The sequence below is a fragment of the Bacteroides sp. AM16-13 genome, from assembly GCF_003602705.1.
GTDB classification, from domain to species: domain Bacteria; phylum Bacteroidota; class Bacteroidia; order Bacteroidales; family Bacteroidaceae; genus Bacteroides; species Bacteroides xylanisolvens.
Genome location: NZ_QTLK01000018.1, coordinates 52563 through 76337, shown reverse-complemented (window position 1 = coordinate 76337; position 23775 = coordinate 52563). Strand labels below are relative to the sequence as shown.

Sequence of the window (23775 nt, the reverse complement as noted above, 5' to 3'; positions counted from 1 at the left end):
TTTAATAGATTAAAATGAAACTCGCACGCCCGAAGTAAACGAACGTAAGATAGGATATTTGACTTGTCCGCCCTCGGGATCAATACGGTCATCGCCGCCCCACCAAGTGAGTAGATTATTTCCGGTGACGTAAACTTGTAAACTCTTCAATCCTACCGTTTTCAACCACTTCTTAGGCAGATTGTATCCTAATTCGATGGTTTTCAGTCTCAAGTACGAGAAGTTTTGATAGCGATAAGTGCTTTCGGTTCCGTTAAAAGCACCGTCGTCGTTCTTCAAGTGTAAGGCGGGTGCTCTTAGACCGGTAGTATTGGCTGTTTCAGGTGTCCACGCATTCATCACATCAGGCTGCGCATTAATTTTCCCGGATTTAAATGAAGCAGAATAAACAGAATCTACCAATTTATAAACGCCGGTAGGCGCATAAAACATAGCACTGAAACTCAATCCCTTCCAATCAAATCCCAGATTCAAACCATACGTGTGCAACGGATAGTTGAGCTCGTCTACTGCCACTTTGTCCTGACCATTGAGAATACCGTTGGAATCAAAGTCTATGTAAATAAAATCACCAGGCACCACCTGACCGGGAGCTACCGAATTGATGGAACCGGTCTGCGCATTATTGAAAACATCGTCGATAGTTTCATAATTACCCACCGCCAAATAGCGATTTTGATGTCCGATAGGTTTTCCCGCCTCTTTCAAATGGTCGGGACCGTTGACAGGATCGTCGCGAAATACTACCCTGTTCTCGCTCGAAGCCAATGTGAAACCTACATGATAACGAAAGTCGGAACCTATTTTATCGTTGTAATGCAGTTCTAACTCAAACCCATGGTTCTTAGTGGAACCGATGTTTAACGCATTGAATTTGGCTCCCGTAATGAAAGAAGTCGTTTGAGGCTCCATCAGGATGTCTTTACGTTTCTCGTCGAAAAGATCGAGCGTGATGTCAAGCTTGTTCCACAATCCAATTTCAATACCAAAGTTTTGTTTCGTTGATTTCTCCCACGTGGAATTGAGGTTGGCTACATCTCCTTCGTGATACAAAGGACCCCAAATCTGTCCGGAGGCATCTGTACCCAACGTAATGTTACCGTCCGAAGTAAACTGCTGTATATAGTTCCACCTCTTGGCACCTGCATCAGAACCTACCTTACCCCACGAATAACGAAACTTGGCATTTGTAAGTACCTTGCCTATGCTTTTCTTGATAAACGGTTCTTCCGAAAGCCGCCATCCCAGGGAGAACGAAGGGAACAGACCAAACCGATCTCCACGGGCAAACTTTTCGGAACCTGTGTACGAGATGTTCATTTCCGTAAGGTAACGCTCTTTCCAGTTGTAAGTGACACGTCCCACCCAGTCTTCGTTGTAGTTGGGAAAACGCATGTATTGGGTATTGTTCTCCGTGTACCTTTCGTCATAAATTTTACGGTTGACCAAAGCAAGCGCACTAACATTGTGATCGTTGAAAGATCGATTATAGGAAACAGAAAATTCATAGTAGAAACGACGCGTATAGGCATCCAATCCGTCCCACATAGTCACACCGGGAGGCAGAGGCTCCGATGTGGAAGCCGGAAGCCTTTTATCTTCTATCATCGGATAGGTGATGGTCCCATCGGTATTGACCACCGGATTGGCATAATCATAGACGCGGTGATACCGGACAATGGATTTTAAGGCTCGGTCGGCAGATTCTCCTCCCCGATAAATATCGGTATTGGTAGTCGACGAAGACGAATAAGATACTTTTGCAGCCACTTTCAATCCTTTGGTGATGAAATCCAGTTTCTGCTCCAGAGATGCATCATACCATCCCTGAAACGTTTTACGAAGTTTGGCACCTCCCAGATTCATGTTGGCCACCGGATTCTTTTCTTCATCATCACCCCAATTGCCATCAGAATACATAATCGGATGGTCGCTGGTGGATTCGGTCAGAATACGATTAAAGGGACTGTCGTTATCAATCGACTTGTTGCGATAACCCATGCTCCCGGCTATGTTAATGGATAGTTTGGTAGACTTGGTGAAGTTGAAGTCGAAGTTCGACCGCCAATTGTACCGTTTGTAGGTATGCCGCGGATCAAAGTCGTCATTCTTTTTCAGGTCGTAGATATCTCCATCACCCTGATAACCCGCCGAAGCAAAATATTTCATGTAATCGGTTCCACCACGTATGTTAATATTATAGTTTTGAGTAAATCCACCCGTTATCAATTCATCCCACCAGTTAACATAAGGAAATACGTCGTTGTAAGCTCCATAGTTGCCTTCAGCATAAGCCCTGCTCCATGCATCAATGGTAGATTGTGGTATCAACTTGTCCCAACTGGCATCGTTGGCCATTGCCATGTTATAGGCCTGCATGGCAGTGACGTGGTCAGCAAGCTTCATGCTTGTGGTCGGTGATTTAAAAGTGTAATTGGCAGAAAAATTGATGACCGGAGCCGTGTCAGTACCTCTCTTGGTTGTGATAAGGATAACTCCATTACCACCACGAACACCATAAACGGCTGTTGCCGAAGCATCTTTCAACACGGAGATGCTTTCGATTTCGTTCATGTCAACATCATTCATGTTACGCTCGATGCCATCCACCAACACCAACGGATCGGTATTGTCCCAAGTACTTTTTCCACGAATATACATTTTAACCTCATTGTCGCCCGGCATACCCGACGAATTGATAGCTACCACTCCATTAAGCTTTCCTTGCAATGCTTCGGATACCGAGTTTACACTACCACCTTTCATCAGTTCGTTACCACCGGTTTGTGTGATGGAACCTACACTGGTGACTTTCTTCTGTACTCCATAGCCAACCACAACAACTTCTTCCAATTGCTTGCTATCCTCTTCCAGAGAGATAATAGCATCCTTTTTCAAGTCAGCTACCTTTAACTGCATCTCCTGATATCCGATGTAAGAGATTTTTAGTACGGCATTGGGAGTCACCGTTAATGTAAATCGGCCATCCATATCGGAAATGGTTCCGTTCGAAGTACCTTCAACAGTGATATTCACACCAATTAAAGGCTCATTACTTTTTGCGTCTACTATTTGCCCTTTGATGCTACGATTCTGCCCCCAAAGCAAGGGAGGAGAAAGCAACAGGGACAAAAAAAGCAGACACATCCACTTTAGTTTCATGCTTTGATGTCTCATAGTGATTCTATTTAATTAACAAAATTATTATGAATGCGAATTAGTATTTTAATATACTAAGCTTTCGCATGTTAAAATATTATTATTCAATCAATGACCTCATCATGTCATTTTCCAAGGAAAAAGAATTAGATACAGATTCGCCTTATTATATTTTGTTACGCAATTCTCTTAATAGTTTGAGCTTGGCTGGAATATTAAATTTGCCATCTGCCGAATCGCCGGCATACCAAGTTGAGAACACCCCTTCTTGGGTGGCATATAGCATATCGCGTGCTTCCTCCAGTTGCCGGATAGCAATATCCAGATTTTCAGTTCGTTTACTATGTTCCTTTTCTTTATAAGCAGAAACAAAATGATACAGTGAACGACTCAATGCCGCCATGTAATGGCAGGGAGCAGCCATATTATCTCTGAAGAAACGTTGATCTTGCTTCGGAAGGCGTTTCAGAAGAGTTTCACAACGACGCGAAACTTCCTCAAAACGTACAGCCGTCTTTTCCATCCCTGCAATCAAAGAATCAACCTGATTATCACCATCAATACGGAACGAACGTCCGGGAACCCGTTCAAATCCAATGTCATACAGAGGATTAGGAGAGAAGTCATTAAAACGCTTACCTATCTGGTCGAAAACACGGGAGTAGCGCAAGTCTTGAAAAACAAACTGCCGTTCCATTCCCGGAAATTCCGAAGGTTTCTGTTGCCAATAAGCATAGTAATAGTCATGATAAAGCTTGGCAGCTTCTGCAGCATGTTTCTTTCCAAAATATTGGGTACAAAAATCAAGCAGGAACGAGTTAGTGTTATAGGTCTGCATATTCCACATCATACGGGCATTGGCGGACATCTCCATCACAAACTCCCTCAAGTTGCCGGCATTAACCACCGAAAAAGTTAGCGGACCGCGAGTATTTACATAGCGATAGTTCGCTTCCATCTTCCAGGGACCTTCCGCAGGAGCCAAGTGAGCACCGGTCGATGTAAATTGGAGATTCATATAATACCCCAGTTTTACTTGCTTCGTCGTGTCAAACGCAACCAAATCATCGTAAGGATAGTGATCTCGCCGTCCTGCTACAAACGTCCAAAGCATATTCTTACCTGTTGGAGGTTGCAGATACCCTTTAGCCAACAAGTCAGAAAGTTCATCATAAAAAGTCATACGAACGAAAGGATCTTCCTCACCGGTCGCTTTTTTTATCATAGCCAACTGGATACGTATCATACGGTTAATCACCTCTGCACGTTCCTTATCATCTGTCGGCGCATCAGAGAAAGCCGCCCAGAAAGGTTGGTCGTTTACACCACGGAAAGCAATCTGCCACAGATTCTCCTGTTTGTTACGGCACACCGTTTCGATGCTATACTCCCAAAACTCAATCAACGCTTTTTCATTTGACAAAAGTAGCTCCGGCGGTTCAATGCCACGTACTTTCCGCCAGTATCCGGCCCAATTCATCAGATTATTATTACAAGCTACGTGGTGATGCGAGGTCAGTACAAGACCATATTTACGTAATAAAGCGGCCTGCCTATTTAGCTTGTAATCAGGATATGTGACTGTTGCTTCCAATTCCACCGTATTAAGTTTCAATCGAAGCATTGTCTCCAGCCACAGTTCATCATTCTCCTTCGATAATCGCCGCCAAGGTGTGAACAAGTCCGTATCATTAGGAAACCAGGCACGATACCGGACTTGAGGGGACTTTTTAAAATAATCAAAATCGGATTGCATCTCCACCTGTTTCTTATATGGTGGTTCCCAAGAAGAAAAATACCACAATGGAGGTACTTCAAGAAATAACTCACTAAAGGTATAAATGGCATAAATAGCCCCACGCATATCCTTTCCATGAAGATAAATACGTTTTTCATCCGGACTGCAATATACTCTATGAGATTCAAAGCCATCCAAAGGGCGAATAAATCGTGATTGAAGCAAAGGACTGCCCACTGCCTCATTGATAATAACAATATCAATATCCTGTGTATCACCAGTAGTCTGACAGATTTCAGGTTTGTAACGCATCACCTTCTCAAAATCCTTGCATAAAGTTTTTGCCGCCAATTTTACGGGTTCCACTTCATTCTCGGATAATTGGATCCTGAAATTTCCCTTTTCCAGCTTTAAAGAGGAATCAGTGCCTACTGCTAAAGAGGGGATAGAAATAAAAAATAAAGCAATCAGATGTAATAAAAATAATCTGCTGTAGTTCTCCATACTTTTCACGGTTCTTTTTTTGATTTAAGCCATTTTGTACTCTTCGCCAATCGAAGCATAGGCAAAAATAGGAATTACTTACCGAGAAAAGAGGAGGTATACCTGCTATATAATAAAAATATAGGATTTCAAAAGGTCTACTCCACTATCATTCAAATATTTAGCAAAATACGTTCAGGGCAAAAATATAGGGATTTATACCCGCTTATATAACCCTAAAGACCTATTTTTTGGACACCTTTTTCAAAACTCGCAGGATCGACCGCTTTGTTGCGAGTCCGAACCCGATAGTTATAGACCGTATTTACAGAATATCCCAAGATCTCTGAAATCTGTTCGGATTCTGTAATTCCCAACCGGATCAAGGCAAAAATGCGCAAGGTAGAATTTAATGCATCTTTATTCTCCAGAATAAATTTATCATCCGGTTGAAGTAATGAATTGAAGTTCTCCACAAACGTCGGAAACAAAGACAGGAACGTTCTGTCAAAATCAGCAAAAGCACTTTTCCTGTTAAAATCCGAATTCAAATGATGAATCATCGTATAGAGAGAATCATACTGCTTATTTTCCAATTTTTGCTGACCGACCAATACAAAATTATCAAGCTGATTCACCAATTTAAAAGTAGCATCCAGATAGTGCCCTATATATGAGTTTTTAATCCGGTTCGCTTCCGACAATTTCAGATTCAGCCTTTCTAATAATTGACGGGAGCGGCGGAGACGTTTCATCTGCACCAGGATATAAATGATAGCTATCACCAATACGATTGCAAAAACAGAAGTCAAGATAAAACTATCCTGAAAAGTCTGTCGCTTCACCTGCTCTATATCAAGTTTTTCCCCAACAAAAACAGGCAATAAGGTTCCGATGACATTTATTCTATGACGCGTTCCGTAAAAGGCTGCATCTTCAAATGCTTCATTGATATATTCAGATGCTAGATTCACATCATTTTTATGATAATATAGCATGGTTGCCAACCCTCTCATGGATACCGATTCTTTAGTAGCACTACGAATGTCATTCACAGCCGCCTTCACATAATAGTGGATAGCTTCATCATCCAGTTCCAAATTACGATTGATATATGCCATTGTGGACAGAAGGATGGAAAGTGTTTCCGAATCAGTTGTATCACAAAGGTTCAGGGCTTGTTGATAAAGCTGTTTGGCTCTCTCCAATTTGTTTTCTTTCAGAGCGATCTTTCCTTTTACATAACAGACCGTCGATGAATCGGAAAGGTAAGGCAGGCTTTCCGTCAAAAGTTCATTTCCCAATTGGTTATATCTGGATGAGAACACATCGTCTTTTGTATAATCCGCCAAATCGTGATATACACGTCCGAAGCTAATGTAATAGTCTGCCAACACTTTAGCAGGTAATGCATCTTTTTCTATTTGAATGGAAGATAGTGAATCGAGAGACTCCTTAAAAAGTCCTCCGCGTGCCAAAATATATCCCAACCGCGTTTTGGCACTTACCATATATGCAGAACTGTCTATGACACTAGCTATCCTGCACAACTGGGTAGCATAATGAAAGGCAGAATCAAAAGAATATAGTTTAAATTCATTATATAAGTTTGCATTGACTTGAAACTTTTCTTCATCTGTCATCCTTTTTATGTTGGTATTCAAGAAATTCCGGATAGAGTCTATATGATTCAGTTTCTCCCGGCAATACACATCTTTCTGCTGCAAAGCGAGTGACATCTGCTTAGCAACATCCTCCCTATATTGAAATGGCTTTCCACTTGTACAACCCATATAAAATATAGAAATAATAATAAAGAATATTATCCAAAAGTCCCAAACGTATTTTTGTCTATGTTCCTGCATAAATATCAAATAAGAATAGATTAACAATCATCGGTCATACAAAAATATATAAAATCTCATATAAAAGAAACTTTTAAGACTATTATATTTTTGTATCCTGATATTACATTACAAAGGTGTACATTATTTCCAATATCATATAAAAATAACGGTTCAATAAAGAATAAAAATCAGTCAATTCCCCTTTTATAGCACCAAAAACTCTTTAATTTGATCAAAAAGAAGAGAATTTATTGTTTTTTGAACGGCAAATTTCCTTTATTCTCTTTTAATTCCCCTTTCTTTGCAATATCCTTTTAATAGAATTTATATCTAATAACTAACTATATTTTTATACCATGAACATGAAAAAGAATTTTCTAACAATGCTACTTGCATTGGCTTTATGCAGTTCGACTTTTGCTCAATGGAAACCTGCCGGTGACAAAATCAAAACATCGTGGGGAGAACAGCTTGACCCTAAAAACGTATTGCCGGAATATCCGCGTCCTATCATGGAACGTAGTGACTGGAAAAACTTGAACGGGCTTTGGAAATATGCAATCACTCCCAAAGGTACTCCTGCACCTGCTGCTTACCAAGGCGATATTCTTGTTCCTTTTGCCGTAGAATCGTCTTTATCAGGCGTAGGCAAAATGATAAACGAGAAAGAAGAACTGTGGTACCAACGTACTTTCGACGTTCCTTCTGCCTGGCGTGGTAAACAAATCCTGTTGCATTTCGGTGCGGTAGACTGGAAAGCAGAAGTTTGGGTGAATGATGTAAAAGTAGGCGAACACACAGGCGGATTTACTCCTTTCTATTTCGATATTACTTCTGTACTTAATAAAGGAAATAATGACTTGGTAGTAAAAGTATGGGACCCTTCAGATCGTGGTGAACAACCCAGAGGAAAGCAAATAGCAAATCCTCATGGCATTTGGTACACTCCGGTTACAGGTATCTGGCAAACAGTGTGGTTGGAACCGGTAGCAACACAATACATCACTAATCTGAAAACTACTCCTGATATTGACAATAATTCTGTTAAGGTAGAAGTTGCCGCTAATACAACTTCAGCAGACAAAGTGGAAGTAAAAGTATTCGATGGCAAGAACCTTGTAGCCAAAGGCGCAGCGTTGAACGGAGTACCTGTTGAACTGGCAATGCCGGCTAATGCTAAACTGTGGTCTCCGGACTCTCCTTTCCTCTACAACATGGAAGTGACTCTGTATAAGGACGGAAAAGCAATAGACCAGGTAAAGAGTTATACGGCTATGCGTAAATATTCTATCCGCAAAGGTCAGAATGGTATCACTCGCCTGCAATTGAACAACAAAGACTATTTCCAGTTCGGTCCGCTCGACCAGGGATGGTGGCCTGACGGTTTGTATACTGCACCGACAGATGAAGCATTGGTTTATGACTTGAAGAAGACGAAAGACTTCGGCTACAACATGGTACGTAAGCACGTCAAAGTAGAACCTGCACGCTGGTACACTCATTGCGACCAATTAGGATTGATTGTATGGCAAGATATGCCGAACGGTGGTCCTAGCCCACAGTGGCAGGCACGCAACTATTTCAACGGTACGGAAGTGATTCGTTCTGCTGCTTCTGAAGCTAACTACCGCAAAGAGTGGAGAGAAATCATCGACTGTCTGTATTCTTATCCGAGTATCGCCGTATGGGTTCCTTTCAATGAAGCATGGGGACAATTCAAGACTCCGGAAATCGTAGCATGGACTAAAGAATACGATCCTAGCCGCCTAGTGAATCCTGCCAGTGGTGGTAATCACTATACTTGTGGCGATATTCTCGACCTTCACCACTATCCGGGCCCGAACATGTTCCTTTACGATCCGAGACGCGCTACCGTATTGGGTGAATATGGAGGTATCGGCTTGGTAGTAGAAGGAAACACTTGGGTGAATGACAAGAAAAACTGGGGTTATGTGAAGTTCAATACATCGGACGAAGTAACGAACGAATACATTAAGTATGGCAAACATCTGTTGGAATTGATCCAGAAAGGATTCTCTGCTGCCGTATATACCCAGACAACAGACGTAGAAGGTGAAATCAACGGTCTGATGACTTATGACCGTAAAGTTATCAAGATGAATGAAGCTAAAGTCAGAGAAATCAACCAACAGATCTGTAACTCTCTGAATAAATAGGAAATAGCAAATTAAATAAATACTCTTTTCCTTGTTGAATATCAAGACAGCACCTTTGAATTTTTAAATTCGAGGTGCTGTATTTTCATTTATAATAAGAAAGCTCTCCCATTGTCATCAGTCAGAGAGCAATGTTTCATTTAAAGGAGATTTTTATGAACAGCAAGCATATCTTCTTATCCACCTTAGTCGGTCCCTTAGTAATTCCGTCACTCAATGCAGCCGAAACCAACAGACCCAACATACTATTTGTCATTTCTGACGACCAGTCTTACCCGCACGCATCGGCCTATGGTTCACCCATAGCTAAAACACCGGCATTTGATTTTGTAGCCCGTAACGGCTGGTTATTCAACAATGCGTTCGTTACTTCTCCTGGAAGCAGCCCTTCGCGAGCTTCTATCTTAACCGGACTTTATCCCTGGCAAATAGCAGAAGCAGGCACTCATGCTTCCTCCTTCCCTGCCGAATATAAATGCTTTCCTGATATTTTGGCGGAAGCAGGTTATCATGTTGGCTGCACAGGGAAAGGATGGGGCCCCGGCGACTGGAAAATATCGGGACGAAAGCATAACCCTGCAGGTCCGGAATACAATAAAAGACACATTCAACCTCCTTTCAAAGGAGTGTCCAATACCGATTATTATCAAAACTTTAAAGAATTTCTCCACGCCAGAAAGGAGAAACAGCCTTTCTATTTCTGGGTCGGTTCACGTGAGCCGCATCGTCCTTATGAAAAGAATAGCTGGAAAAAAGCCAATAGAAAACTGGCCGATGCAAAAGTTCCTTCTTTTCTTCCCGATAAGGAGGCCATAAAAGGAGATTTATTAGACTATGGAACGGAAATAGAATGGTATGACAGCCAATTATCCCGTATCCTTGACACATTGAAAGAAGAGGGCGAATTAGAGAATACCCTGATTATTGTCATGGCAGACAATGGAATGCCTTTCCCCGCAGCCAAAGCAACTTGTTTTGAATATGGTATCCATATTCCAATGGCTATATGCTGGATAGGTAAGATTAACGAAGGAGGTATCAGCGATGAATTTGTAAGTGGTGTCGATCTGGCCCCAACGATCCTTGATGCAGTCGGTATACCAAATAAAGGGCAAATGATAGGTATCAGTCTACTACCCTATCTTCAGAAAAAGAGAAAAGACACAGGAAGAACGATGGTTTTTGCAGGAAGAGAACGTCATGCTTCTGCGCGATATAATAATTGGGGATATCCGAGCCGTGCATTAAGAACAAAAGATTTTCTTTATATCAGAAACTTCCGTCCGGAGAGATGGCCTGCAGGTGACCCTTGCGCTATTGATAAAAAAGGGAAACTAGAAGCAATGCATAGTGCTTATTACGACATAGACCAATGTCCGGCATGGGACTTCATTGTCAGCAACAGAGATGACAGAGAAATATATCCTTATTTTCTGAAAGCAGCAGGGAAACGACCTTATGAAGAATTGTATAATGTATCTACCGATCCCGGTTGCCTTCATAATTTAGTTGGAAATGGTAAATGCACTGAAAAGCTAAATAATCTACGTAAAGAAATGGACAAATTACTTAAAAAGACCAAAGATACACGCTACTTAGATGATCCGACTCAAGATGACATCTGGGAAACTTATCCGCGTTTGAGTGGAGCAATGCGTACCTTCCCAGCACCTTTGCTCACTGACTAACATCATTCAGGCACGAATTACACGGATTAATAGGGACAAGTTTATTCTCTTTCCGTAAGATCCGTGTAATCCATGCCTACTAGTAAAAAAGTATACAGTATATTATATTCCCTCCTCTTCCTGCATGAAGATCTTTACCTGATTCCAACTATTCTTCGTATCATTCGATACTTTTTCACCAGGAGTAGAACGGCCATTCTCTACATATTGCTTCATAGCCCGTTTCATTTCTTTCACCTCATTTTCGTAACGCTTATCACCGATAATGTTTTCTTTTTCCGAAGGATCTTTCACGATATCAAACAATTGCATCGGAGGGAACTTCGCCACATCAGAAGGTTTGACAGGATAGGAAAAGCCACCCGAACCTCCGTAGAACACCAATTTCAGTTGGGAAGTACGCAAAGACAAATACCCCTCTCCCGCTTCGTGCACCAGGTCTTTACGTGCAGAAGCACCTTTCTTACTCAATATCGGCCACATACTGTAACTGTCAACAGCTTCTTCTGTCTCCAAATTGTGGTTAAGCATTTGGGCAAAAGTGGCATAAAAGTCTATCAATGAGACTAGAGAGTTGTTTGTCTCTTTCCCATATTTTCCTTTCCAGGAGACAATAAGGGGAATTCTGTGTCCGCCTTCGTAAATATCGCTTTTGTAGCCTCTGTAGATGTAACTAGGAAAATGTCCTTTCTTTTCCATATCTTTCACTCCGATATAACCGGCACACCCATTATCCGAAGCAAAGACAATGATGGTATTATCCAGTTGCTTGTTCTTCTTCAATGTTTTTACGATTTGGCGCACCATGTCGTCTATCATGACTACGAAATCGCCATAAGGACCGATACTGGTTTTGCCCTGAAACTCTTTCGAAGGCAATATAGGGGTGTGAGGAGCAGTAATAGGCAAATATAAAAAGAATGGTTTCTTGCTGTCTTTCTGCTCATTGATGTAGTTCAGGCTATGACGAATGATGTTGGGAAAACATTCTTCCGGCTTGAAATCGGCCCCTGCCAATCCTCCGTGCATCAGTAAAGCCAGATTCTTCTTTTGGGGTTCTATCACATGATCGGGGATGGAGGTCACTTCATCATTCTCTACATATACATAAGGAGAAATATCCAATGATGCCGGTATGCCGAAATAGTAATTAAATCCTCTGTCGGTAGGTCCGTTTTTGATCGGAAGCGAGAAATCTATATCTTTCATGCTTCTGCCATTTCCTGTATATCCCCAACTCCAGCCCAAATGCCATTTGCCAATACAAGCAGTATTATATCCATTGGCAGAAAACATTTGCGCGATTGTGCAACGTTCAGGATCAATCATTGCAGGCGAATCGCCATCAAGACCACCTCGTTTCAGCTTAGTTCGCCACGGATATCTTCCGGTCAGAAGAGAATATCTGGAAGGAGTGGATAAAGCGGAAGAAGCATGGGCATCCGTAAAGGCAATCCCGTGCTCGGCCAGTTTGTCAATGTTAGGAGTATGGATTTTAGATTCGGGATTAAAGGCCGAGATGTCTCCATAACCCAAATCATCCGCCAATATAAATACAATATTGGGCGTTTGCGCTTTTACAGCAGCAGCTGTAAGAAGTGCAGAGGAGATTGTGATTAGTTTATTCATATATTGAATGTATTAAAGCTATAGTTTATGTATGATATAACCTATCTCTTCATGTTTTCCAACCGACATGCCCGGATTATCTGACTGACATCTCAATCGTTCCACTCCAGTAGACAAGTCTTTTCACTCCAGTGAACGAATCTATGCACTCTAGTGAACAACCCTCGTCACTCTAGTGGAACGATTGAGATGCTCTATCAATAACTGGACGATAACGAATGAAAAACATGCCGGCATAGGGTTGTTTGAATGATAAGTACCTTTCATCTGTTTTCAATGTAAATAAGATCAGCAACCATCGTCTATGCAATCATCATGAGAAATGTATGAGAAATGCAGGATGAATACAGGGCAGATGTATGAGAAATCATTGAAAAACGAATGAGAAATAGCCGTTTTTTCGTTAAAATATCTGTAAAAAGCATGAGAAATGCCTGTATAGAAAGCATTTCTCATACTATATATTACTGATTATAAGCTAATTATCTAGATTTTATGAGAAATGAGAAATAAAAAAGATAAATCTCTTTCAGAGAGCAACAAGCGGTAGCATTACGAATATTATACATTGGCTGCTTTCTTCTGCTTATTCTTAGGAGCACGCGGCCGGTCTTTATCAGCTCCGGTATCATTTTGCTGTTTCATCCATTTTTGCAGTTCCATCGTCAGTTCTGCCTTCTTCTTACTATATTTCTTCACATCCGCCAGATTATTCATTTCGAACGGATCTTTCTTGATATCATATAGTTCGAACTCGGGACGATTCTTATAGCGATTCATGATTTTATGTGCCTGTTCCGTGTCCTGTGCTTTCCACGAGAGATACCATTCTGCCTTTTCAATATGCTTTTCTACGTATGTTTCCTTCGGAGTCAAGTTCCAGATTAGACGATAGCGTCCGTCTGAAATAGAACGGATTGGATATGCCGGACCTTCCGGAACATTGTTGTGAACATGATAAGCATACTTATGGTGTGTCTTTGTTTTCCCTTGAAATACATCTACCAGACTCTTTCCATCTATTACGTCAGGCACCTTTCCGCCTGCAACATCGATAAATGTAGGAAGAAGGTCTTCATATTGCACAATAGCGGAAGTCTCCGTACCGGGTTTAATGACACCCGGCCAGGAAGCCACCATCGCCGACTTGACACCGGCACTCCAATTGGTCCATTTGGCTCCGGCAAATTGCGTACCCTGCTCGGATATGAAAATGACAAGAGTGTTCTGCAGCAGATTCTTTTCTTTCAGAATCTGCATAGCGTCACCCACCTGTTGATCGAGCAAGCCGACTTCTGCCAAATATCTGGCATAGTATTCACGTGTTACTTCCGTGTCGATAAACTGTGGCGGCAACTGAAGTTTCTTCCGGTCGAAAACGGAAGCGTCACCACCCGTCCAGGGAGCGTGCGAATTAATAGATGCCAAGACAAGGCAGAAAGGTTGGGAAGCATCACGTTCCATAAACTTCTCGATACCTTTGGTATGATAGTCAGTGTTTGGGCTTGTACATCCTTTGGGGAATCCCGGTACATCTTCGAACGGGAAGTTAGCCAAAGGTTTGATATGCCACTTCCCGGCCAATCCAACCCGATAACCCAGATTTCCCAGATAAGTGGGAAGAGATTTTACATCGGCATTGACCGAGCTATGGTTGGCGTAACCGCCATGATGCATCGGATACATACCTGTATAAACACAATGCCGGGTAGGCGTACTCATCGAAACAGAATTATACGCACTGTTGAATTTTATCCCCTGTCGAGCCAATGCATCTATATGGGGAGTCTTGTTGTTGACCGCTCCGAAACAGCCTATATCGTAATAGGAGCAGTCATCGGCTATGATTAATAATATATTAGGCTTTGAAGGAGTTTGGGCAAACCCGTTTCCTATCGCCAATCCGCCTAAGAGGCATAAACTAATCATTGATTTTTCCATCTTGTATTATTTTCAATTCATAGGGTTAACAGATTCAACGTACTACTTTCCATTCTTTAGGAGCTTTGAATCCGTCACGACCTTTACCGTAAGGTACTTCCGGTATACAAGGAGTGATCGTGTCATATTTCAGGGCAACCTCATACAAAGCTTTCACAATTTTCTCGTTTCCTGCGCTGGCATTTTTCTTTTCGTAAGGATCCGTTTTATAATCAACCAGGAAGTCCTGTTTCAAATCCAGTCCCGGTTTCATACCTTTTCTTATCAGCTTATAGTCTTTATTGACTACTGCTCCGTGTCCCAGATAAAAATCGCGGTCGATACAGGTCTTTTTACCGTTTAATACAGGGAGGATGCTGATACCGTCATATTCACGTTTCGGACGGCTGTGATCTCCTACCAAATCTTTCAATGTGGGAACAAGGTCAACAAAACCCGTCACTTGTGAGCTCAAGTTCTTATATTGTTTCTCTGCTTTCTTCCAATAAAGAACAGCCGGTGCATGTACCCCTCCATCCCACTCGTCGAATTTATGTCCACGCAAAGGTCCTGATGAAGATCCCGGAACACCGGCAGTGCCGTTATCACTAAAGAAGATAAAGAAAGTGTTGTCCATAATTCCTTTCTTCTTCAAGGCATCTACAATAGCACCGATTCCCCTGTCCATACAGGAAACCATTGCACTGTAAGTCGCTTTTTTCTGTTCTTTCGGTGTCAGGCTGTCGAAATTGTCAGTATAGAGTTTTATATCTTTTTCCTGTGCCTGCAAAGGTGTATGAGGTGCGTTATAGGCCACATACAACATAAACGGACCTTCTTTCTCGTATGCATCGATACAGCGGATGGCTTCTTTGGTTATCAATTCGGTAGAATATCCTTTGTCGTGGCAGGTTTCCCAGTCGTTATGCCAGTCCAGTTCACCTTCACGCGTCAGATCGAAATAATCTATCGCACCGTTCAGATGACCATAGAAATGCGAAAAGCCCCTATTCATCGGATAATGCACTTTCTTGGTATGCCCCAAATGCCATTTACCAATAATAGCTCTGTTCTTATATCCGTTACGTGCCAGCATATCGGCCATCGTTTCTTCATTCTCATCCAGTCCGTCCTCACGCCAGGGCGGAATAACAGCCGAACGGACACCAAATCGGTTCGGGTAACGTCCCGTCATCAGTCCCGCACGGGTGGGCGTACTGATGGGAGAAGTGTAAAAGCGTTCGAGTTCCACTCCTTCGCCTACCAGAGCATCCAGACAGGGAGTCTTGATTTCACTACCATGAAATCCTACATCTCCCCAACCCAAATCGTCGGCCAATACAATCACAATATTAGGACGCTCTGTCTGCGCATGAAGAAATGCCGGAAGCAGAGTACATCCACAAAGCAAACCAAAAAATTCTTTTTTCATGATATACGATTTATAAATAACATTCTGTGTTTTATTCGTTTTGATGTGTGACGGTTCATTTTCTCTTTCCCGGCATGTGTTCGAAGGCACGCATCTCGGTAGGTTGTCCTTCGTCTCCACAATCCTTCATCCAGCGTTTCAACTCTTTATCCAAGCGGCTGATGGTAGAAGCTTGTTTCGCGTCCTCCGCCAGATTTTTCATACAATACGGGTCGTTCTTCACATCATACAATTCGATAGCCGGACGATGCTGGTATTTAGTCGTCATCGCTTTTGCATGACTATCCGTTTCTGCCAGACTTTGCCACTCCTTAAACAAAGGAGATTTTGTTTCAACATTCTGGAAAGTAGCTTCCGGGGTGAGATTGACAATATATCTGTATCGGCCGTCGTATACCGAACGGATGCCATAATAAGGCGATCCGGCATTGATGCCTCTCGTGGTCTGAAGGGAGAAAGAATATTTCTTGTGTGCTTTCTTCTTGCCTGTCAATACCGGTTTAAAGCTTTCGCCATCTACTTTTGCCTGCGGCTTTCCTCCTATTATGTCGACAAAAGTTGGGACAATATCTACATATTCCACCAATGCGTCACTTACGCTTCCCGGCTTAACCACTCCCGGCCAACGAACGATACAGGCAGAGTGTACCCCCGCATCATAACAAGTCCATTTGGCAAAAGGCAGGCTGTTGCCTTGTTCACTCAAATATACGACAACAGATTTATCCGTCATTTTTTCCTTATCTAAAATAGAAAGGACGTTGCCAAATTCCTGATCCATATAATTGATCTCTGCCAGATAATGGGTAAACAACTCGCGAGTCTGGGGAATATCTACATACATAGGAGGCAGTGTCAGTTTGTCCGCATTAAATTGAGAGGCATCGCCTTTATTCCAGGGAGTATGCGGTTGATTGGAGGCTACAAACAGACAGAAAGGTTCGCCTTTCGCCTTGCAATCGGAAATAAATTTCTGAATTGCTTCAAAATTCAAGTCCCCACCTTTCAAAGGAGGTACATAAAGGTCGAAAGGAAATACTGATTTCGGGGCAATATGCGATTTTCCGATCAATGCGACTTTATAACCCAACGGTTGCAGATGATGTACAACGCTCAATGTTCCTTCATTGGCACAAGTATGATTGGGGTAAGCTCCGCTGCGTACAGGCCACAAACCGGTATATAGATTGTGCCGGGTAGGCGACGACATCGGAACGGCCTGATAGGCTTGTGTGAAGCGTACTCCCTGTGTGGCAAAGTGGTCGATATTCGGAGTCTTCGAATCAACACTACCATAACAGCCCAAGTCATAATAAGAACAATCGTCGGCTATGAACAATAGGAAGTTCGGTTTTTCCGTTTGTTGGGCGAAAGACAGGCTGGTAGCTCCCAAGGCTACGGATGCACTTACTAGTAATTTATTCATTTTGTGTTCCTCCTTTATTTATTTCTTCGGATGTTTCGGTAATACAAAGTTTGAATTCGCCCATTTCTCCCATTCGGCAACTAACTTGGTAAGCACTTCAGGGTGCTGTTCTGCCAGATTGTTACGTTCGGTACGGTCTTTAACCACATCGTACAATTCCCACTCTTTTCCTTTTTCGTCGCGGATTGCTTTCCAGTTTCCCCAGCGGATCGCTCTATTGTTCTGATGTTCCCAATACATATATTCATGGATAGAGTCTGCTTTCTTTTGAATAGCAGGGAAAAGGCTACTGCCTACCAATGGATATATTTTGTTTCCGCCGTGATAAGTTTCCGGATAGGCGACTCCTGTTGCTTCCAGGATGGTCGGCATAATGTCCGGCAGATAACCGGGAACACGGCACCATTCACCTTTCTTATTCTTCAGATTGCTTTTCCACGACACGATGAGAGGGGTAGAAATACCTCCTTCATAAGAACGGCATTTGTATTTACGGAACGGAGTATTGGAAACCTGTGCCCATGCTCTTCCGTAAGAAGGGAACACGCTACAAGCCGGATTGTTGATTTCAGACACTTTCCCGCCTCCCAATTCAGCGTATGGCTCGGCACAAGCACCGTTGTCGGACAAGAACATGACAAGCGTGTTATCCAACTTACGATTCTTCTTCAGGTAGTCCAGCAGTTTTCCTACATTATAATCTACACAATGCACCTGCGCTGCATAAACGGCCATCCGGTAGGCTACTTCATCTTTTTCCTTCTCTGTCAGTTCGTCCCACTTCCGGTTCTCCCATTCGGCGAACTCTGTATTCGGATCAATAATTCCCAACTTAGTCATCCGTTTGCGTCTTGCTTCACGAATTTCATCCCACCCTTTCTCACGATAGATCTTCGTGAATTTTTGAATATCTTCTTCTTTTGCCTGCAACGGCCAGTGAGGAGCGTTGAATGCCAGATATAGGAAGAAAGGTTTGTCGTCTTTCTGCTCATCAACAAAGCGGATTGCGTAATCGGTAAATGCATCTGTTGTATAATAAGGTGCTTCCGGCTCCGGAAGTTTTGTATTGTCAAGGGTTAAGCCGCGTCCTCCCGATGGACGGAGATAACTGCAAGCTCCTGCCAAAATTCCGTAGAAGCGTTCAAATCCCCGTTGCAAGGGCCACTTTTCTTCTCCATGCATTCCCAGATGCCATTTACCTGCCATATAGGTATGGTAGCCGCCTTCTTTCAGAACTTCGGCTATTGTGACACAATTGCGGTTGAGGAATCCTTTGTATCCCGGCACTCCCCAATCATTCGGACTCTTCTGGCCGGGATTTTTAAACGGGTCTTCGGACATCTGACCGATACCTGCCTGATGTTGATATAGCCCTGTCATTAAACTGGCCCGGGCAGGGCAAGAACGTGAAGTGTTGTAGAATTGTGTGAAACGTACTCCTTTGGATGCCAACGCATCAATATTAGGGGTCAGTATTTCTCCACCGTAGCAGCCGATATCGGAATAACCCATATCATCTACCATAATCAGTACGACATTCGGCTTCTCTTGTGCCGAACAAAACGATGCCATCAGTAAGGGGGCAGTCATTAAGAAATTCTTCTTTACCATAGTATTATCAATTATCTGGAAAACAAAAGTAGAGAAGTTTATGGAAAAGGAAGGAAAAATGCTAATCAATAAAGAACAAAATCAGGTATATGTGATACCCGAAAAGAAAATTCCCTATTTAAAAGACAATAGTTCCCTTCTATTTTCAACATTTGATTCAATGTTACCACCAATGTTTTTTAGAATGAACAGCTTTTTTCTTTTATTGAACAATATGTTTCCTCTTTTGTATGTCAAATGTCCTATCTTTGTATAAACTAATACACTTTGCGCACAAAACGCAAAACAAAAAAAATAAATAATGAAAAAGGCACATCTGATTTTGGCCGGCTTATTGTTATCCTTTACATTAAACGCAGCCAATGATATTCCTCGTCCGGAATATCCAAGACCTCAATTTGAAAGATCCGAATGGATTAATCTCAACGGTGAATGGACATACGAGTTCGACTTCTCCAATTCGGGGAAAAGCCGGCGGTTGACAATAGCCAAGCAATTCAGTAATACGATTACCGTCCCTTTCTGTCCTGAAAGTAAACTGTCAGGAGTGAATTATACCGATTTTATCAATCAGATGTGGTACCAACGTCCCATATCCATACCTTCCGACTGGGAGGGAAAGAAAATCATACTGCACTTCGGAGCGGTCGATTATTATGCAGAAGTCTTCATTGACGGGCATTATGTAGGCAGTCATTATGGAGGAAGTTCTTCTTTTTCAATGGATGTAACTCCTGCCGTCAAAGCGGGACAAAAGCACAACCTAGTTGTTTATGTCACGGATGATGCCCGTTCAGGGCTTCAAACTATCGGTAAGCAATCTACCCGGATATCTCCTTATGGATGTTTCTACTCCCGTGTCACAGGTATTTGGCAAACCGTATGGATGGAAGCTGTTTCTCACTATGGTCTGAAATCAGCCGTAACCACTCCGGATATTGATGAAGAGCAGTTAATCATCACACCCGAATTTTATCAGGCATCCAATGATAGGACGCTTCAAATCACCTTGTATGACAATCAGAAAAAGGTGGTTCAAAAAACTGTAAAATGTAACAACGGAACTCCTGTCATCCTTCCCATTAAAAACATGAAACTCTGGAGTCCCGAAGATCCACACCTTTATGATATTGTCTACAGTATCAAAAGTCCGACCGGAGAAACCGTAGATGAGGTAAAATCTTATATAGGTATGCGTAAGGTGCATACGGCAGATGGAATGATCTATTTAAACAATGAACCTTACTTTCAACGCCTCGTCTTAAATCAGGGATATTATCCGGATGGACTCTGGACTGCTCCAAACGACGAAGCTCTGAAAAATGATATTCTATTAAGCAAAGCTGCCGGATTCAACGGAGCACGTCTTCATCAGAAGGTATTTGAAGAAAGATTCCATTACTGGGCCGACAAATTGGGATTTATAACTTGGGGAGAATCTCCCAACTGGGGGATGAATATCAAGAACGAAGTAGCATCACGCAACTTCCTTAGCGAATGGGCAGAAGTTATCACACGGGATCGCAACCACCCGTCAATCATCACCTGGGTTCCCTTCAATCAGCCGCTTGAAGACGCATTAACCCTCCTGACGGGTACAATGATGCGCCTGTGCATCGGTACCTATCAACTGACCAAAGCCATAGACCCTTCACGTCCTGTGAACGGTATTGCAGGAGATGTGCATTTCATGAGTGATATATGGAGCATCCGAAACTACGAATCTGATGCCATGCGTTTTGCACAGCACTTGAAGCCTAACAACAGAATGGCATTTTACAACAACCAGCCTTTTTTCATCGGAGAATTCGGAGGTATACTTTGGACAGAATCTACCAAACGGGATAACTCATGGGGGTATGGAGGTATGCTCACCAACGAAGAAGGATTCTACGAACGGCTGGAAGGGTTGATACAGACAATAGCTTCCTCACCGGACGTTACAGGATTTTGCTACACGCAATTGACCGACATTGATTTAGAGAAAAATGGAATTTATTATTATGACCGACGTCCCAAGCTGGATATGCAGCGTATTAAGACTATCTTCGAAAAGATTCCAAGCAGACCGAAAAAGATAAAATAGTAAGCTATCATGAAGAACAAACTATTCATACTGATACTCATTGTATGTAATCTCCTGACCGCGTATGTGTCAGGAGAAGTACCTCCCGCCAAGGTTGTATTCCAACAATACATGAACCAGGCACAAACATTTGCCAACAACTTTCCACGGGAGAAGGCGTATTTGCATTTTGACAATACGAGTTATTACGTCGGAGATACGATCTGGTTCAAGGCTTATGTCACTCTTGCTGAACAACAGACTTTCAGTCAGATCAGTCGTCCTCTATATGTAGAGTTGGTAGACCAGACAGGGCATATAGCAGATAAACAAATCATCAAACTGACACAGGGAGAAGGAAACGGACAATTCATTCTTCCCCCTTCCATGTTATCCGGCTATTACGAGGTACGTGCCTATACCCGCTGGATGCTTGCTTTTAATGAACCACAGTACTTTTCGCGCACTTTTCCTATTTATCAACTGACAAATAGTGATAAGCTGGAACGTAGTATCACGACTTACGAACTTAGTTCGTCGATGGAGAACCGTCCGTCGGAAACAGAGGAGAAGTTAAATGTACGCTTTTTCCCTGAAGGAGGACAATTAGTGGAGGGGGTGACTTCGCAAGTGGCTTTCAAGGCGGAGAGTAAAAATGAAGGGAATATCGAATTATCGGGAACGATCTATACCAAAGAAGGGGCAGAAATCACTTCTTTCGAGACTTTGCACGATGGAATGGGGCGTTTTGAATATACGCCTTCAGCTCAACCTGCGATTGCTAAAGTCGATTTTCAAGGAAAGAAATATGAATTTACCCTTCCACAGGCATTGCCTAACGGGTATGTTTTGAGCACTGTCAGTAATGCCGGTGCCCTTTTGGTGAGAGTTTTCTGTAATGCCGCTACTCCTCAAGATACACTGGCTGTATTTATCAGTCATCAGGGACGCCCGTATGTTCATCAATTGATTAGTTGCCGGTCGGATGCTCCGCAGGAGTTTATTCTACCCACCCGTAAGCTACCGGCAGGCGTACTGCAAGTCAGCCTCATCAACCGGGCAGGCAATACATTGTGCGAACGTTTTGTCTTTGCCAATCCGCGTGCTCCCCTGCAAATATCGACAAAAAAATTGAAAGAGGTGTATGCTCCCTACGCTCCCATCCGTTGTGAATTGCAAATAAAGAATGCTAAGGGGGAACCTGTGTCCGGAGAATTGTCGGTCAGCATCCGGGATGGTGTCCGGTCGGATTATTTGGAGTATGACAACAATATTTTCACTGACCTGCTATTAACCTCCGATTTAAAAGGATATATCCATCAACCCGGTTATTACTTTGCGTCTCCGTCTCCGCGGAAGCAAACCGAACTGGATGTTTTATTGATGGTGCACGGATGGCGTAAATACGACATGAGCCAAGCCATCTCTACCGCTCCTTTCACTCCGCTTCAATTGCCGGAAACACAATTAGCACTGAACGGGCAGGTGAAATCAACCATTCTCAAAAATAAACTGAAAGATATTGCGCTTAGCGTGATCGTAAAGAAGGACGATCAATTCATAACCGGAGGAACCGTGACCGATGAAAACGGCCGTTTCAGCATTCCGGTGGAAGATTTTGAAGGAACGACGGAGGCAGTGATCCAAACCCGGAAAGTCGGTAAAGAACGTAATAAGGATGCTTCTATCCTGATCGACCGTAATTTCTCCCCCGCTCCGCGGGCTTACGGCTACAAGGAGCTTCATCCAGAATGGAAAGACTTGGCCTACTGGCAACAGAAAGCCGAGAGTTTTGATTCTCTATACATGGATTCTATCCGAAAGGTAGAAGGACTTTATGTATTGGATGAGGTGGAAATAAAAAGTAAACGCCGGCAAGGAAGTAATATGGCTACTAAAATCAATGAGAAAAGCATCGACGCTTATTACGACGTACGCCGTTCTGTAGATTTATTACGTGACAATGGGAAGATTGTCACAACTATTCCGGAATTAATGGAAAAGTTGAGTCCGCAATTCGATTGGGATCGTAGCAATGACAAGCTTACTTATCGGCAGAAACCGATCTGCTATATTATGGATAATCACATTTTGTCCGAAACAGAAACTCAAATGATGTTGACCGAGGTGGATGGATTGGCCTCTATCATTATTAGCAAAGGCACTGGAGGTATCGATGACGACATTATCCAAAATACAAAGATGTCCGAGGTGACCGATAGCACGGGAGTCGATATAAGCAAACTGGATAAATATAGTGTTTTCTACCTGATTCCCCTACCCAGACGCGATGTGTTGAATAAAAGTCAGAGTGCCGTACTTGGTACCCGACAAACCGTTATCCAGGGATATACCCGTCCTTTGGAATATTATTCTCCTGCCTACCCGACCAAGGAACTGTATATGGACAAAGTTGATAAAAGACGGACGTTATACTGGAATCCATCCGTACAAGCTGATGAAAATGGAAAAGCGGTGATTGAATGCTATAATAATCAATATTCCACTCCATTGATTATTCAAGCGGAAACGCTGGGAAAAGATGGACAGATAGGAAGTATGAGGTATTCTACCATTGGACAAATAGAATAATATTCCTT

Annotated in this window: 12 protein-coding genes; 4 read left to right on the top strand and 8 right to left on the bottom strand. The window is 42.6% G+C overall.

Features of this window, described 5'->3' with window-relative positions; genetic code table 11:
- Positions 1 to 9: 9 nt before the first annotated feature.
- The 3 genes from DW173_RS15380 to DW173_RS15370 all read right to left on the bottom strand — a co-directional run bounded on the left by DW173_RS15380 (position 10) and on the right by DW173_RS15370 (position 7173).
- Positions 10 to 3177 carry a SusC/RagA family TonB-linked outer membrane protein gene (locus DW173_RS15380; protein ID WP_120144708.1) on the bottom strand — a complete coding sequence of 1056 codons (3168 nt, stop codon included), beginning with the start codon at positions 3175 to 3177 and terminating at the stop codon, positions 10 to 12.
- A 148-nt stretch (positions 3178 to 3325) separates the two neighbouring features.
- Positions 3326 to 5401 (bottom strand): glycosyl hydrolase 115 family protein, encoded by a 2076-nt coding sequence (locus DW173_RS15375; RefSeq protein ID WP_120144707.1) that lies wholly within the window; start codon positions 5399 to 5401, stop codon positions 3326 to 3328.
- A gap of 215 nt (positions 5402 to 5616) precedes the next feature.
- Positions 5617 to 7173, bottom strand: coding sequence for a DUF6377 domain-containing protein (locus DW173_RS15370; RefSeq protein WP_233562188.1), 1557 nt, complete (start codon positions 7171 to 7173; stop codon positions 5617 to 5619).
- Positions 7174 to 7589: 416 nt separating this feature from the next.
- Between DW173_RS15370 and DW173_RS15365 the strand changes: the two genes are divergently transcribed.
- Together DW173_RS15365 and DW173_RS15360 are read left to right on the top strand one after the other, a co-directional pair.
- Positions 7590 to 9404, top strand: coding sequence for a glycoside hydrolase family 2 protein (locus DW173_RS15365; protein ID WP_120144725.1), 1815 nt, complete (start codon positions 7590 to 7592; stop codon positions 9402 to 9404).
- A gap of 131 nt (positions 9405 to 9535) precedes the next feature.
- Positions 9536 to 11092, top strand: a complete 1557-nt coding sequence (locus tag DW173_RS15360) for a sulfatase (protein WP_049701680.1) — start codon at positions 9536 to 9538, stop codon at positions 11090 to 11092.
- Positions 11093 to 11194: 102 nt separating this feature from the next.
- Here DW173_RS15360 and DW173_RS15355 read toward each other — a convergent pair whose 3' ends face one another.
- From DW173_RS15355 to DW173_RS15335, 5 genes are all read right to left on the bottom strand, one after another.
- A complete protein-coding gene (locus DW173_RS15355) occupies positions 11195 to 12721 on the bottom strand; it encodes a sulfatase-like hydrolase/transferase (RefSeq protein WP_008024201.1) in 1527 nt (508 codons plus the stop codon).
- Positions 12722 to 13282: 561 nt separating this feature from the next.
- Positions 13283 to 14662, bottom strand: coding sequence for a sulfatase (locus DW173_RS15350; protein WP_120144705.1), 1380 nt, complete (start codon positions 14660 to 14662; stop codon positions 13283 to 13285).
- A 34-nt stretch (positions 14663 to 14696) separates the two neighbouring features.
- Positions 14697 to 16073, bottom strand: a complete 1377-nt coding sequence (locus DW173_RS15345) for an arylsulfatase B (RefSeq protein WP_008024198.1) — start codon at positions 16071 to 16073, stop codon at positions 14697 to 14699.
- A gap of 55 nt (positions 16074 to 16128) precedes the next feature.
- Positions 16129 to 17499, bottom strand: a complete 1371-nt coding sequence (locus DW173_RS15340; RefSeq protein WP_120144704.1) for a sulfatase — start codon at positions 17497 to 17499, stop codon at positions 16129 to 16131.
- 18 nt (positions 17500 to 17517) lie between these two features.
- Positions 17518 to 19110, bottom strand: coding sequence for an arylsulfatase (locus DW173_RS15335; protein WP_192918818.1), 1593 nt, complete (start codon positions 19108 to 19110; stop codon positions 17518 to 17520).
- A gap of 301 nt (positions 19111 to 19411) precedes the next feature.
- Between DW173_RS15335 and DW173_RS15325 the strand changes: the two genes are divergently transcribed.
- Both DW173_RS15325 and DW173_RS15320 read left to right on the top strand, forming a co-directional pair.
- Positions 19412 to 21196 carry a glycoside hydrolase family 2 protein gene (locus tag DW173_RS15325; protein ID WP_087318146.1) on the top strand — a complete coding sequence of 595 codons (1785 nt, stop codon included), beginning with the start codon at positions 19412 to 19414 and terminating at the stop codon, positions 21194 to 21196.
- A 9-nt stretch (positions 21197 to 21205) separates the two neighbouring features.
- A complete protein-coding gene (locus DW173_RS15320) occupies positions 21206 to 23767 on the top strand; it encodes a hypothetical protein (RefSeq protein ID WP_074638160.1) in 2562 nt (853 codons plus the stop codon).
- Positions 23768 to 23775: the final 8 nt, after the last annotated feature.